The organism is Eubacterium barkeri (assembly GCF_900107125.1).
Lineage (GTDB): Bacteria > Bacillota > Clostridia > Eubacteriales > Eubacteriaceae > Eubacterium_O > Eubacterium_O barkeri.
In genome coordinates this window covers 46958-61251 of record NZ_FNOU01000016.1, presented here as the reverse complement: position 1 = coordinate 61251, position 14294 = coordinate 46958, and the positions used below count along the sequence as shown (strand labels likewise).

Annotated in this window: 12 protein-coding genes; 2 read left to right on the top strand and 10 right to left on the bottom strand. The window is 47.6% G+C overall.

What is annotated here, in order from left to right:
- Positions 1-59 precede the first annotated feature (59 nt).
- The 6 genes from BLU30_RS09865 to BLU30_RS09840 all read right to left on the bottom strand — a co-directional run bounded on the left by BLU30_RS09865 (position 60) and on the right by BLU30_RS09840 (position 7200).
- A complete protein-coding gene (locus BLU30_RS09865) occupies positions 60-770 on the bottom strand; it encodes a LytR/AlgR family response regulator transcription factor (protein WP_090245951.1) in 711 nt (236 codons plus the stop codon).
- A 61-nt stretch (positions 771-831) separates the two neighbouring features.
- Positions 832-1692 (bottom strand): hypothetical protein, encoded by an 861-nt coding sequence (locus BLU30_RS09860; protein WP_090245949.1) that lies wholly within the window; start codon positions 1690-1692, stop codon positions 832-834.
- A gap of 119 nt (positions 1693-1811) precedes the next feature.
- Positions 1812-3212: an RsmF rRNA methyltransferase first C-terminal domain-containing protein gene (locus BLU30_RS09855; RefSeq protein WP_090245947.1), complete on the bottom strand. Its 1401-nt coding sequence runs from the start codon at positions 3210-3212 to the stop codon at positions 1812-1814.
- 10 nt (positions 3213-3222) lie between these two features.
- Positions 3223-4329, bottom strand: a complete 1107-nt coding sequence (locus tag BLU30_RS09850) for a PIN/TRAM domain-containing protein (RefSeq protein ID WP_090245945.1) — start codon at positions 4327-4329, stop codon at positions 3223-3225.
- 116 nt (positions 4330-4445) lie between these two features.
- The gene (locus BLU30_RS09845) at positions 4446-4925 is read right to left on the bottom strand and encodes a CarD family transcriptional regulator (protein ID WP_090245943.1); all 480 of its coding nucleotides are present in this window, start codon (positions 4923-4925) and stop codon (positions 4446-4448) included.
- A gap of 124 nt (positions 4926-5049) precedes the next feature.
- Positions 5050-7200 (bottom strand): Tex family protein, encoded by a 2151-nt coding sequence (locus BLU30_RS09840; RefSeq protein WP_090245989.1) that lies wholly within the window; start codon positions 7198-7200, stop codon positions 5050-5052.
- 145 nt (positions 7201-7345) lie between these two features.
- Here BLU30_RS09840 and BLU30_RS09835 point away from each other — a divergent pair, with 145 nt between their 5' ends.
- Positions 7346-8239, top strand: a complete 894-nt coding sequence (locus BLU30_RS09835) for a DegV family protein (RefSeq protein WP_090245941.1) — start codon at positions 7346-7348, stop codon at positions 8237-8239.
- Between the two features lie 43 nt (positions 8240-8282).
- On the opposite strand, the gene BLU30_RS09830 is transcribed toward BLU30_RS09835, so the two are convergent.
- Complete coding sequence (locus BLU30_RS09830; protein ID WP_176770896.1) at positions 8283-11531, bottom strand: FtsX-like permease family protein; 3249 nt, start codon at positions 11529-11531, stop codon at positions 8283-8285.
- A gap of 141 nt (positions 11532-11672) precedes the next feature.
- On the opposite strand from BLU30_RS09830, the gene BLU30_RS09825 reads away from it, so the two are divergent.
- Entirely contained in the window at positions 11673-12119 is a 447-nt protein-coding gene (locus BLU30_RS09825; RefSeq protein ID WP_090245937.1) for an RrF2 family transcriptional regulator, read from the top strand.
- 194 nt (positions 12120-12313) lie between these two features.
- Here the strand turns inward: BLU30_RS09825 and BLU30_RS09820 are convergent, their stop codons facing one another.
- Genes BLU30_RS09820 through BLU30_RS09810 form a run of 3 tightly spaced genes read right to left on the bottom strand, consistent with a single transcriptional unit; the run spans position 12314 to position 14183 of the window.
- Positions 12314-13123: a hypothetical protein gene (locus BLU30_RS09820; RefSeq protein ID WP_090245935.1), complete on the bottom strand. Its 810-nt coding sequence runs from the start codon at positions 13121-13123 to the stop codon at positions 12314-12316.
- Entirely contained in the window at positions 13117-13818 is a 702-nt protein-coding gene (locus tag BLU30_RS09815; RefSeq protein WP_090245933.1) for an ABC transporter ATP-binding protein, read from the bottom strand. The genes BLU30_RS09820 and BLU30_RS09815 overlap by 7 nt, the downstream gene beginning before the upstream one ends.
- Positions 13818-14183 (bottom strand): GntR family transcriptional regulator, encoded by a 366-nt coding sequence (locus BLU30_RS09810; protein ID WP_090245931.1) that lies wholly within the window; start codon positions 14181-14183, stop codon positions 13818-13820. Before BLU30_RS09810 ends, BLU30_RS09815 begins: the two co-directional genes overlap by 1 nt.
- Positions 14184-14294 lie beyond the last annotated feature (111 nt).

Below are 14294 nucleotides of genomic sequence, written 5' to 3'. Positions count from 1 at the left end.
ACAATGATCTCCATGGATGCTACCACGGATTGCGCATATTTCTGGAAGCCTTCTAATGCTTACCATCCCTTCTCCATCTGTCCCATATAGACCTGTCTGAATTCAGCGGCCCGGCCCTTTGCCAGAGGGAGAGACGTCCCGTTCTCCAGAAGAACGGTCTCCCGCTGAATGCGGACAATATGCTTTAAGGATATAATATAGCTTCGGTGGATCTGATAGAAGCCATGGTCCGCCATCTGATCCATGACAGCCGATAATGTGGGGATATTAATCCAAAACCGTTCTGCTGACATAACCAGATAGATGGCCCGGTGCTGACGTTCAAAATAAAGGATGTCTTTTGGATAAATCATCCTCAGGCCATCCTTGGTTTTAAAAGGCAATGCTTCCCCCCCTTGAGCCCCCTGATAGTGTAAAAAGTCCGACATCATGTCATCAATGGCCTTTTGGGCAATGGGCTTATCCAGAAAACCAAAGGCATGGATATCTAAGGCCATTCGCATGTATTGGGTAAAAGCCGTAATAAACACAATGGGCAGAAGGGGGTCCTCCCTTTTAATTTCCCGGGCAATGGGTCCTCCATCCCCTCCGGGCATTTTCATATCAAGGAACAGCAGATCAATCCCTTGATAATCCTCTAACAAATCCAATCCCCGGGTGTAGGTCCTCACTTGTAGGGGGATGCCCTGGATCGCTGCCCAATTTTCTAATCGCTCCACAAGATCATCGATGATTTCCACCTGGTCATCACAAATACCAATGGTCAACATATCATTTCTCCTTATGCTTTTCCTTATGCTTTCTTTTCCAAAGTATTGTATTTATTCTCAATTAATGACGCTCATTGGGTGCTTCTGGAATTTTTTGAAGCACTGACTCCCCATAACGCCGGGCTCGCTCAACCTCGTCCTGGGCATAAAGCCTGGATAGAATCATCACATGATTTTGCATATCGTGTACGAATTCCCTGGAACGTTGGTATTGGGCCTCTACGGCTTTGTAATAATTCTGTTGATAGTCTTGATGCTGCTTAAGGAGCATTAAATCTTGTTCTTGCCGATATTGCCGTTTGATCCGCCGAAACACATAGATCAGTGCCCCATCAAAGATTAAAATAAGTATTAAATAGACTATAATATAACCGTCCCCATTGGGATTAATCGAATGAACGTAGTCATCCATCCAAAGAATGGGCATCCCTTCAACGACACAGGCCAATATTAAAATCAAATCGAACAAAGGACCCTTCTCCCGATTGGTTCCCACAACAAAGGGTTTAAAGAACCGGTAGGTACAAAGGACTAGCAAAATAAGTGATACACTATAAAAATAGTATCGAATATTACGCGCAGCACCTGCCGGTGCTTCCCAGCCCGTTAGCCAAAAGGCCCCAAAAACGATGGCATCAAAAGAAAGAAGCACTAAGAATATTTTGACGACAAAGATAATCCGTCCTAAAAATGATCGGCCCTTATAAAAGATCAGACCCATTAAAAGAATGGACAAAAGATTCGCCGCGCCTCGGTATACTGTCAATTCCTCACTCTGGCCAATCAAAAAGGTCCCTATTGCCCAAAACAGCCACATAATACCCGTTGCCTTCTTGCCCAGACGCGGTGTCATTCCTGCATTCATATACCCCGCACACATCCCATAAGCAAAGATATTTCCTAGCAGAACGATACCCCACATTCCCAATCACTCCCTTTTGTATCCTTGTAATACTCTCCTAATTTAAAATATTATAGCACATTTTACGCCGACACACATCACAAAAACGAGCCGACCCATGGGGCGACTCGTCATGTATTTTATTTCTTTTTAATCCGCAGCCCTTTGGGGTAGTGGTTTTTTATGATTCCCTGACTAGCCTTTCCAAATCCCAGGGGATACCCCCGCCAGCACACCAGGGTCCATCCCTTAGTGCCCTTACTCATCAGGGGTTCGCCCTTTAAGTAGGCGTAAGCTTCATCATCACTAGCCACCTCATGGACCTGGGCATACTGCTCTGGCTTCAGAGCCATGGCCAGGGTGTGGGAGGGCTCAAAGCGGTTCTTTTTAAAATCCCCTAAGTGGAGGCCGGGCCGTAAAACCCGCAGACCCGCGATCTGCTCATCTGTCATCCCCTGGGGCAGGCTGTACAGCTTTTCACCAAAACCATACAAGCGATCAAAGGTTCGCCCGACTAAATATTCCCTGGCAAAGGCCTCATAATCCACTAAGTCCCGCTTCCCCATTTTTTTTAGCTTCCCTTTGGCCCTTCGCCGGCCAGAGCCCGAAGCCTCCGATGTCTGTCCCACTTTGCGCAGACGGGCGACATAATGCCCCTCTCCCTTAACATGATAGGGCATAATGCGCAGGGTATCGGCCACTGCGGCCGTTTGCTTTTCGGTCCAAGCCGGGCGCCCCCGGTCGCTCAAACCTTCCATAGCCAGAGGTTCCGTTCGGTAGTTCCCCGTGGCCAGCAGCTTCTCCACGATGCACTCATTTTCCTCGGGTGCAAAGGTACAGGTTGAATAGACCAACACACCCCCAGGCTTTAGCAGCTTGTCCACGGATTCCAATATTTTTTCCTGACGTCTGGCACAATGCTCAACCCGCTCAGAACTCCATCCCGAAAGGGCTTCAGGCTCCTTTCGAAACATGCCTTCTCCAGAGCAGGGGGCGTCCACTAAAATTTTATCAAAGGCTTCATAAAAATTTTCGACCAGACGCTCGGGAAATTCATTGAGGATCATTAAATTGGTGATTCCCATGCGCTCGGCATTACTGGCGAGAATCCCCGCCCGCCCCACGACAATTTCATTGGCCACCAGCAGCCCCTCCCCGGAAAGCTTACAGGCCAGCTGGGTGGTCTTGCCCCCAGGTGCCGCACACAAATCCAGTACCCAATCCCCGGGCTCCGGGCTTAGGGCCTCTGCCGGTGTCATGGCGGTGGGCTCCTGAACATAGTACAGGCCCGCGTAATAAGCCGGATTCTTCCCTGGTCGTATCCCTTCTTCAATATAATGCCCGGTGGGGCACCAGGGAACCGGCTCCAGGTCAAAGGGCACCCGGACGGCCATTTCCGCCGGGGTACACTTAAGGGTATTGGTCCGGATTCCTTTATACTTCGGCTTCGTATAGGACTGAAGCAATGCCTCGTATTCCTCTGATGTCATCAGCCCGGACATCCGGGTTAAAAAGCCCTCTGGCAGCTGTGTCTCTTCCATGTCTCTCCTTCTATCGCCGTGGCTTGGCAAAGATCATTCGGCCCGCAGCCGTCTGTAAAATACTCGTCACCATAACGGTAATGTTCTCCCCGATGTAACGACGGCCATTTTCAACGACGATCATGGTCCCATCATCCAAATAGGCCACCGCCTGACCGTTTTCCTTTCCATTTTTCACCGGAAGGACCTTCATTTCTTCCCCAGGGAGCACCACGGGCTTAACCGCGCCGGCTAATTCATTGATGTTCAGCACCTCAATGCCCTGGACGCTGGCAACCTTGTTAAGGTTATAGTCATTGGTGACGATTTTCTGCTTTTTCTCCTTGGCCATACGCACCAGCTTGGCATCGACCTCCGCCAAATCCTCATAATCTTCTTCGGAAATAGCGATAATCCCATCCAAATCCGTTTGCATTTTTTTGATGATATCCAAGCCCCGACGGCCCCGAGTCCGTTTTAAATCGTCCCCGGAATCCGCAATCAGCTGAAGCTCATTGAGGACGAACACCGGAACGATAAGGGTTCCCTCTAAAAATCCGGTTTTGCAGATATCGTAAATCCGACCATCGATGATGACACTGGTATCCAATATTTTTAAACCGGTCTGCACTTTTTTCTTTGACATCTTTTTATTAGAAGCCACCATCTCCCGATCGCGTTTTCCAGCCTGGATGGCATTTAAAATCTCATCCCGCTTTTTAATGGGAATGGTAAATCCAATATAGCCTAAAGCAATGTAAATAATGGCAGAGAGCAGGCTGCTCACCCAGGGAATGGGGATCTGGGAAAAAGCAAAGCTAATGAGCATGGCGATGACCAGTCCGATAATAAGCCCCAGACATCCTAAAGCCACGTCGGCCAGACGGACATCCTCCATGCTTTTTTCAACCAATGTGGACAACCGTTGGACACCGCTTAAAATCAAGGGAAATAAAAAATAAAAAATAATACCAAATAAAAGAATCAGGAAGATATACAACCCCAGCTCGATTTTCTGGGTCATGCCAATTCCCAATAGATTCGTCAGCAAAGAGCTATTGACCAATATATTGGCTGTGGCTAATCCTGCGATGAAACCCAGCAGTGTTACAAACCAACGAATTACCTTCTTTAACATCATCTCACCTCCTTTCAAAATATAATTCATAATATTATATCATTTATAGCCATGCTATACCTAATTTTTTATTAATTTCAGATTCAAAAAACTGCCACCCGCAGGTGACAGTCCTTTTACGCATTTATCCGATCTTCGATGACGCTGTCGGCTTCTTTTTTTGTTTTTCCACAAACAACAACCATTTCACTGACCAGGAAGTTCTTAGCCGTCACCAGCATCTTCTTTTCACCGCTGGACAGGCCCTTTTTCCGATCCATCAAGGTCAGGTTCCTGACCACATGGGCAACATCGATCAAATCACCTTTTTTGAGTAGTTCCAAGTTGTTCTGATAACGCTTGGTCCAATTGGAGAGCATCTCATCCATGGGGCCTTCTAAGGCAGACAGCATGATGTTAATTCTCTCCAGGGAAACGATGGGCCGCACCCCGATTTCGTCCGCTTTATCCACCGGAATCAGGATTTCCATCCCCTCCGATACGATTTCCATTAAATAATACCATTGGCACTCATCAAAAAGCTCTTTTTCTTCAATAGCCTTTACGACGCCAGCTCCGTGCATGGGATACACGATTTTATCCCCAATATCATACATTTATAACCTCACCCCTTTACACTCTTATATTATAGCATAAAAAAGATGAATTTTAAATTATATAAAAATAATCTTTTTTTGTCAATGGCTAAAGCCCTTTTTTGTCTAATTTATTGAAATTATTTTAAATAATCATGGTTAGGCCAATACGTTTTCGGGCCTTATCAATGGCAATCACCCGAACCGTGACCACATCCCCAATGGACAGCACCTCCGAAGGATGCTTAATATAGCGATCGCTGATCTGGGAGATATGCACCAATCCATCCTGATGGACTCCAATATCCACAAAGGCCCCAAAATCGATGACGTTGCGCACCGTGCCCACCAGTTCCATGTCCTCCTCTAAATCATCCATGGTGAGGACATCGGACTTTAAATGGGGCTTCGGTGCTGAGTCCCGGGGATCCCGCCCAGGCTTCTTTAATTCTTTAATAATATCCTTTAACGTCGGCACACCGATTTCCAGTTCATCTGCCATGGCCGAAACATCCACCCGACTCAGCACCTTCACCGTTTCCGGCAGGTTTTGGGGAGCCAAATCCGCAGGGGTCACCGAGAGGGACTTAAGAAGCTGCTCTGCGGCTTTATAGGACTCGGGATGAACCCCGGTATTATCCAAAAGATTGGCCCCATCCACAATACGCAAAAACCCAGCACATTGCTCAAAAGCCTTGGCCCCCAGCCCCTTCACCTTCTTAATTTCCTTCCGGCTTTCAAAACGCCCGTTGGCCTCCCGATAATCAATGATGTTTCGAGCGATGGTTTTATTAACCCCGGAGACGTGTTTTAATAAGGCGATGGAGGCCCGGTTAATATCCACCCCCACATTATTCACCGCATCCTCAATGGTTTCATCCACCACCTTTTCCAGGGCCTTTTGGTTGACATCGTGCTGATACTGCCCCACACCGATGTGCTTGGGGTCGATTTTCACGAGCTCAGCCAAGGGATCCTGGAGCCGCCCGCCAATGGAGATGGCCCCGCGAATGGAAACATCCAAATCCGGGTATTCCTCAGCCCCCAGCTCTGAGGCGGAATACACCGAGGCCCCAGCCTCGTTAACCACAATATACTGAACCCGCCGATTACATTTTTTTAAACACGCTGCAATAAATTGTTCCGATTCCCGGGAAGCCGTTCCGTTGCCAATGGCGATGATATCCACCCCAAAGCGATCAATCAGATCCAGAATGACCTTTTCCGACTGAATGGTTTTATTATGGGGTTTCGTGGGATAGATGGTGGCCGTGGCCTTCACCGTTCCCAGGGCGTCCAGCACGGCAATCTTACAGCCCGTCCGGTACCCAGGGTCGTACCCCATAGTCACTTTATCCTTAAAGGGAGGTTGGAGGAGCAGTTTCTTAAGGTTAAGGCCAAAATTATGAATAGCCGCTTCCTCGGCCTTATCCTTTAGTTCACTGCGAATCTCCCGTTCCACCGATGGAAAAATCAGACGCTTATAGCTGTCCTCCACCGCCTCAACGAGATAAGAGCTGGCAGATGGCCGAAGAACGGCCTTTTTAAAGCTGGCAAGTACCCCGTCCCCCCCATCATCAATATGAACGGAAAGAACCTTTTTCTTTTCCCCCCGGTTTATGGCCAACACCCGATGATCGGCAATACTTTTAATCGCCTCGCTATGATCATAATAATCCTGAAACTCTGTTTTTTCTTTGGCAAAATCCCTGGTTACCGTCGAGGTCAGCTTCCCGCCTTCATGAATCTGACGTCGAATGGCCTGACGATATTGGGCCGTATCGGAAAGAGTCTCCGCGATGATGTCCATGGCCCCCTGCAATGCTGTGTCAACATCGGGCACTTCTCCCCCTGGACCAGCATAATCCTGGGCTATCCCCTTAATTTGGGACTCTGTATGCTTCTGCTCTAAAATAATATCGGCCAGGGGTGTCAGTCCCCGCTCCCTCGCCAGGGATGCCCGGGTCTTTTTTTTCTTTTTATAGGGCAGATAGATATCCTCCACCTCTTGGAGCGTGACCGCCTTAGCAATGGCAGATGAAAGCTCTGGGGTCATTTTTTCCTGCTCTACAATGCTGGCTGAGACCTCTTCCTTACGCTTATCCAGCTTCCTTAGATATTCTAATCGGTTGTTCAGATCCCGGAGCAGCACATCGTCCAGATTGCCAGTTACTTCCTTCCGATATCTGGCAATAAAAGGAATGGTATTTCCCCCATCAATGAGGCCGATGGTATCCTCTACTTGTTTCGGCTTTATATTAAATTCTTCTGCGAGTCGTGTGATCAATGCTTCCATTTTTGCTCCTTTTAGTAAAATTTCCTCTTTCATTCTATCATTCCTCTCGAAATCTGTAAATTCTAATTCAGCAAGATTCTTGTCAAAAGAGAACGGGCATGATAGAATATTTTAATACCTAAATTTAGAAAAAGGAGGAGACGCTATGGCCATCCGATTCGTTGTGGACTCTATGTGCGATGTCAGCGCGGAAATCCTTACCCGTTATCCCTTTGAAATTTTACCGATTCCCATTACCATGGGAGATAAAACTTATTTAGACGGCGTTGATATTACGCCGGAAATGGTCATAAAGTACGTGGATGGCAATAATGGTGAAACCTTTCCCAAAACTGCCCAGGTCCAAGCCATTACCTATCAGCAATGCTTTGAAGCCCATCTGAAAAATGGTGATGATATCATCTATTTAGCCTTATCCTCTGGCTTATCAGGTACCTTCCAAACGGCAAACCTAATAGCTTCCCATCTTTTGTCCAATTATCCCGACCGCCGCATTGCCGTGGTGGACTCCAAATGTGCCACCACCGGCGCCATGCTCATCCTCCACCAGGGCCTGAAGCTAAACCGTTTGGGCAAGCCCTTTGATGAGATTGTCTCCTCGATGACCTTTTTGGCCGATCATATCCAGATTTTCTTTATGGTTGGGGACATTAAATGGCTGGCCAAAGGTGGCCGGATTAGTAAGAGCGTCGCCCTCATTGGCGATATGCTCAAAATCGTCCCGATCCTCTATTTTGAAGATGGGCGAATTCTGGCCTATGAAAAAGTCCGGGGAAAGAAAAAAGCCTTCAAGCGGCTCTTTGAATTAGTCTACGATCAACGTGCAGATGGGGATCAGATCATCGGACTGATTAACAGCACCGCACCAGAGCTCCAGGAAAAGGCCCAGAAAATCCTCTCCAAGGAAATGGGGGTTAAAAACTTTATGATCCCCGAGGCCGGAGCGGGATCCGCCCTGACCGTCCACATCGGTAAGGACTGCCTGGGCATCATGTTCTTTACCGAGCTCCCCGACAATTACGTCAATGTTCTGCCTTAAGAAATCAGAGGGCCGGCACATGCCGGTCCTTTTCCTTTTCCATCTACTCAATACTCTTCAAGGATTCAACCATATCCACCCGGCGAATTACCGGTCGCATGACAAAGTTAACAATGAGGGTAAAGCCCATGGTAAAGAGACAGGCATAGAGATAGGAGGTGGGGTCGATGCCCCGGGGGAACATCACCACATCGGTTTCCACCGTATTGAGAATATAGCCATTGAGCACCACCCCCAGGCCCAGCCCAAAGACCATTCCAATGAGGGAAAGCACAATATTCTCCCGAAAGATATAATTATCCACCTCCCGATCATAAAAACCCAAAACACGAATCGTCGCAATTTCCCGTACCCGTTCAGATACGTTAATATTGGTCAGATTATACAGCACCACAAAAGCCAGGGCCCCTGCGGATACCAGCATAACAATAACCACCACATTCAGACTGCTCATGGTATCGTTGGAATTTTTCACAATATTCGTCGTATTGGAAATCGTCGCCACATCCTCCCCTGACAGCCAGCGGGATGCAAAGGCTTCCTCATCTGCCGTCTCAGTGGATTTTAAATTAAAGTACACCGCATTATAGTCCGGTGCCTTCCCAGTGGCTTTTTCATAGGCCTCTGGTGAAAGATACACATAGTTTTCAATATAATTTTCCACAATATCCGACACAGTCGTCGTATATTCCGTATCATCGGCATAAATCCGGATTTCGTCCCCGGTCTTTATTCCAAGGTCCCCAGCCATTTTTTCTGTAATGACGGCCCCTGTCTCTGGCAGGGATACCGGGGCCTGCCCCTGGCGATGGCGAAGTACCACAAAGTCACCAAGGGCCTTGGGATTGGAGGGTACACTCACGTAGGCTCCCTTGGCGTATTTTCCGCCAACGGGTTCCACATTCATTTTCGAAACCTTAACCAGCATGGCATCTTGCATATTGTCATCTTTTTTGAGACGATCCATAAAGGCAGCCTTATCTGCAACCGTCCCCTCCTCCTTCAGCCCAAGGGTCCCATCAAAAATGGAAATCTCCTCAAATTGCCGGGGCACAATGGAAAAGATGGAATCCTGGAGACCAAAGCCCGCTAAAATCAAGGCGGTACATCCGGCAATACCAATCACCGTCATGAGGAACCGGGCCTTATAGCGAAAGATATTCCGGGCGGTCACCTTGGAAATAAAGCCCATCGAATTCCAAAGGAACTTGATTCGCTCCAATAATATCCGTTTCCCCACCCGGGGGGCCTTTGGGCGCATCAGCTGGGCCGGGGCATGACGCAGCTCCATATTGGTAACCAGTTCCGCCGCCCCAACGGTAAAGGCAATGGCCCCTAATATGCTGGCAATAACCATCCCCCAGGGAATGTCGATTATCAGATTGGGCACCTGATACAACAGGCTGTAGGCCGACACAATAAGCCGTGGCAGTACATTCACCCCAAAGATTGCACCGATGACGCTCCCAATGCCTGCCGCTGTGGCCGCATAAATCACATATTTAAAGGCAATCTGACTCCGGGAATACCCCAGTCCCTTTAACGTTCCAATTTCAAGGCGCTGCTCCTCAACCATCCGGGTCATGGTGGTAAAGGAAACTAACACTGCAACCAGCAGGAAGAAGAGGGGGAAAACATTGGCCAGATTATCAATTCTCTGGGCATCGTCCCCATAGCTGGTGTATCCCGGATTATCGTTTCGATTAAAGATATACCATTTCCCAAGGGTTAAATCATCCAGCTGTTTTTGGGCATCATCGATCTTTGTCTGGGCATCGGCCAGCTGCTGCTCCCCTTCGGCCCGCTTGGTTTCAAACTCGGCCTTTCCCTGGGCTAATTGCTGCTTTCCCTGGGCCAGGGCAGTTTCCCCCGCTTCCAGGGTGGCCATACCGCTTTGGCGGCCTTCCTCAAGCTGGGTCACCCCCTGATTATAGGCTGCCCACCCGGCATCCAGCTGGGCACGGCTCGCCGCCAATTGCTTCAAGGCTGCGGTTCCTGCGTCCAGTGTCTCAATGGCTTTTTGGACCTCCGATAATTGGGCCGCCAGGGTTTTCTGCTGTTCGTTCAGCGCCGTAATCTGGGATTCCAGCTGGATATATTCCGGCGTCCCCGGCGTTAGGGTTTGAAGCTGGGCTTTTAGTCCCTCAAGGGTATTCTCTAAGACCGTTAAACCATCGGCCAGCTGCTTCTCATTGGCTTTAAGGGACTCGTACTGGGCCATTCCCGCATCATAGGCCTCCCGACCGGCTTCAAAGGCCGCCAGGCCCTGGCCGTACTTCGTCTCTCCAGACTCCAGCTCAGCTTTACTGGCCGTCAGAGCTGCCTCTCCCTCTGCCATTTTTGTACGATATTGTTCCCATCCCTTTGCCAGCTCTGCCTCACTGTCCGCAATTTTGGCTTCTGAATCCGCAATGGTTGCCTGGGCTTTGGCAATTTCGTTCTCGAAGGTCTGGCGGGCCTCAGCCAGCTCCCGCTTCCCTTTATTGATTTCCAGAGTCCCATCGTTTTTAATCTGGTTGTAATTATCCTTTAAACGTTGATCCCCCACCTCTTTCAGAGAATCCTCCAGTGCCTCCACCGCATCGTCGTAGGCCTTAGAATATCCCAGCTCCTGGGAGGCTTGTTGAGATTTAATATAGGCATCCGTAAACCGCTCGGTTTTAAACACCTGGGGCAACACCATCATATACATGGAAATATCCCCACTGCCAATGGATGTACTCCCCCGTTCAATGGAGACGTAGAGGGGGCTTTGAACAAAGCCTACAATGGTATAGGTGTTGTGAGACAGGGTATCGGATAGTTTTTTCCCCTCCCCTTGATCCTCGGGCATGGTAATGGTGTCCCCAATGGCATAATTGGAACCTGTATATTCACTGTGTTTACTCTTCTCCACCACACATTCTGAATCCGTCTCAGGCATCCGTCCCTCAATGAGCAGTGGCTGATTTTGCTGACCCTCTCCAGGGACTGCCATCACCTTGAACACCGGACGTTTTTCTCCCTTATCCACAATGACATCCGTGGAATAGGACGCCGTCACCTGGGATACCCCTGCAGTATCCTCTAATGCCTTAACATCTGCATCTGTAAACCCCCAGGTGGACACCAAATGGATATCCATCAAGTTCTGATTTTTAAAATAAGTATTCGCCGTGGTCAACTCACTGGGACTGGTGGCCTTAATCCCAGAAAAGAAGCAAACCCCTAGTGCGATGATAATGGCGATGGACAAAAAGCGGCTTTTAGATTTCCAAATCTCTTTATAGGTATCTTTATATAGAGCTTTCATGACAGTGTTCCTTTTCATTAATATTTTTTAATTATACCATATTCCTAATCTCCCCGGTATCCCCTCTTGACCCTTAAGGAATCTTTCTATATAATAAGGCATAATAAAACATATAATATTACTATGAAATGGAGGATCATTATGCGTATCTCTGCCAAGGGACGTTATGGTCTTGCAGCCATGATCACCCTCGCCCAGGAATCGACCCAAGATCTTTGTACGCCGGTTATTGTCATTGCAGAAAAGCTGGGCCTCTCTAAAATCTATCTGGAACAAGTTTTTGCCCTCCTTAAACGGGGAAAATTGGTAACCTCTATCAAGGGTGCCCAGGGCGGATACCGTCTCAGTCGTCCTGCTCCCCAGATTAATGCCTATGAAATTTTAACAGCGGTGGAGCAGGTTCTCTTTGAGCCCACTGAGGACAGCGTTTCAGAAGCGGCCCCCCTGGTGGAAGCCACCATGCGGGAATGTGTTTTCGATTTTCTTGATGCCCAATTGCGCAGTGCCCTTGAAAGTGTTACCCTGGCTCAATTGGTTAAATCCCTGGAACAGCGTTCCTTAGACGGTCCTTTTATGTTTTTTATCTAAAGGTTTTTCTACGCTGACATATGAAAAACACCATCGGAATCCGATGGTGTTTTTCATAAAATAAGGAAAAGAAATGAAAATTTTTATGGAATCACTTGAATCAAGTGAGATCTTATCAATACTTGTATTCTAACATATTCCCTTTTCCTTGTGAAGCATTTTCTTCGCAAAATTGTGCAGTTTTTACGCCAAATTCACTCCAGATTGAGACGGTTTTTTAAAATATAATTTGATCCAAAGAAGCAACCTGCTGACAATGCTGCTCCGATGAAAAAGAACAACCCCAACACACCAATCATCGCCGGCATAGCGTCCACCGGGTTGGAAAATTGCCAGGCTAACCCTTCAATATTAAAGGACATCACAAACACTGCAATCGTTCCAAGAATCTGCAGAACAATATTAATCAGAACATAAGCTCCAATGGCTGCTAAAATTCGATTTTTATTAAACAGCTGGCCCAGGGTAATGGCAAAATATAGGTGTAAAACTTCTGCTAATATATTCACTACAAAGACCAATAGAAGTTCAAAGCCAAGGAAATAGCCAGCAATGCCGAATTCAGAGCCTACTGCCTGGAATATTTCCCCTATAGTACTGGCCATAACCATTAGTGCACTTCCATTTAAAACCATAATAAAGATGGATAGTGTAAACACAATGGTGGAAGCCACAATCCACATCATTGCGACAAGCATCTTTGATAGAATATGCTGCCAGGTTGACACTGGCAGTGTGAACATCAGATAACCTTCATCGGTGAGTAAATTTTTATAAAAACGGTAGATAATCAGAACAAAGGTAATGACGAACACGGCGACCGCCACGACGATGTATAAAGTCATCACCAGGCCTTGGGTCAACCCCATTGCCAGGGTATTGGGGTCAAGATTAATGGCAATAAATATCCGATTAAGTACAGCCAGCACAACAAGCAGACCATAAAGGGGCAGCATATACCGTGCCGTATCCTTTACTTCGTATTTCAGTAACTTCTTTAGCATCTGAATTCCTCCCTAAACAATGTATCCACCGAGCATCCGCGTTTTTCACGGATATCATCAACACTTTCCTGCAGAACGAATTTTCCATTGCGAATGAAGATAACTTCGTCCAGCACCTTTTCCACATCTGCAATCAGGTGCGTTGAAATGACCACTGTGGCCTCGGGATCATAATTCCCAATAATGGTATTGAGGATATAATCCCGGGCTGCGGGATCCACACCACCGATGGGTTCATCCAGCAAATACAGCTTCGCCCGGCGGCTCATCACCATAATGAGCTGTACCTTTTCCTTGGTTCCCTTGGACATATTTTTAAGGGATGCTGTCATATCGATGTCAAGGTCCTTGACCATTTCCATGGCCCGGGCCGCTTCAAAATCTTTATAAAAATCGGAGAAGAAGGTGATAATCTGAGGCACTGTCATGGATTCATGGAAGTAGGTGCGCTCGGGCAAATAGGATACCTGGGCCTTTGTCTCCACGGAGGGAACCTCACCACCGATGAGGATGGTTCCTTCCGTGGGCGTCAGCAGCCCCGTTGCCAACTTGATTAAGGTTGTTTTCCCCGATCCATTGGGCCCCAACAGGCCGACGATTCGCCCCTTTCCGATATTCAAGGTTAAATCATTTAGTGCTGTCTGATGGCCAAATCGCTTGGCCAGCCCGATACAACTGAGTAGATGATCATTCATTAGTGTACCCCTTCCATTTCCCCGATTAGCTGCACAACATCTTTCTTTGTAAAGCCAAGCTGAGACATCTTTTCTAAAAATTCCTCAATTTCCTTTAACGCAACCCCATATTTTACTTCTTTAATCATTCCAATATCCTCCGTAATGAATCGTCCACTGGTGCGCTGGGCATAAACCAGTCCCGTTCCCTCCATCTCTGCTAAAGCCCGCTGCATCGTATTGGGATTAACCGCAGCCTGTCCGGCCAACTCCCTCACTGATGGCAGCTTTTCCCCTGGGGCAAATACCCCGGCAATAATGCCAATTTTAATCTGATCAATCAGCTGGCGATAAACCGGCCGATCAGAATCAATATGCCATTCCATGGGAACCTCCTCTGTATTATTGTATTAATAACTTAATACAATAATACAGCCTTTCTCCTCCCTTGTCAATCCCTTTTTCAAAAAAAAAAACCATCCGAAGATGGTCAAAGC

Coding starts and splice junctions, on each gene's coding strand:
- BLU30_RS09810 (WP_090245931.1), bottom strand. CDS start 14,183: ATGGAATGGCATATTGATTCTGATCGGCCGGTTTATCGCCAGCTGATT.
- BLU30_RS09845 (WP_090245943.1), bottom strand. CDS start 4,925: ATGTATGATATTGGGGATAAAATCGTGTATCCCATGCACGGAGCTGGC.
- BLU30_RS09840 (WP_090245989.1), bottom strand. CDS start 7,200: ATGGAAGCATTGATCACACGACTCGCAGAAGAATTTAATATAAAGCCG.
- BLU30_RS09825 (WP_090245937.1), top strand. CDS start 11,673: ATGCGTATCTCTGCCAAGGGACGTTATGGTCTTGCAGCCATGATCACC.
- BLU30_RS09865 (WP_090245951.1), bottom strand. CDS start 770: ATGTTGACCATTGGTATTTGTGATGACCAGGTGGAAATCATCGATGAT.
- BLU30_RS09835 (WP_090245941.1), top strand. CDS start 7,346: ATGGCCATCCGATTCGTTGTGGACTCTATGTGCGATGTCAGCGCGGAA.
- BLU30_RS09820 (WP_090245935.1), bottom strand. CDS start 13,123: ATGCTAAAGAAGTTACTGAAATACGAAGTAAAGGATACGGCACGGTAT.
- BLU30_RS09860 (WP_090245949.1), bottom strand. CDS start 1,692: ATGTGGGGTATCGTTCTGCTAGGAAATATCTTTGCTTATGGGATGTGT.
- BLU30_RS09815 (WP_090245933.1), bottom strand. CDS start 13,818: ATGAATGATCATCTACTCAGTTGTATCGGGCTGGCCAAGCGATTTGGC.
- BLU30_RS09830 (WP_176770896.1), bottom strand. CDS start 11,531: ATGAAAGCTCTATATAAAGATACCTATAAAGAGATTTGGAAATCTAAA.
- BLU30_RS09855 (WP_090245947.1), bottom strand. CDS start 3,212: ATGGAAGAGACACAGCTGCCAGAGGGCTTTTTAACCCGGATGTCCGGG.
- BLU30_RS09850 (WP_090245945.1), bottom strand. CDS start 4,329: ATGTTAAAGAAGGTAATTCGTTGGTTTGTAACACTGCTGGGTTTCATC.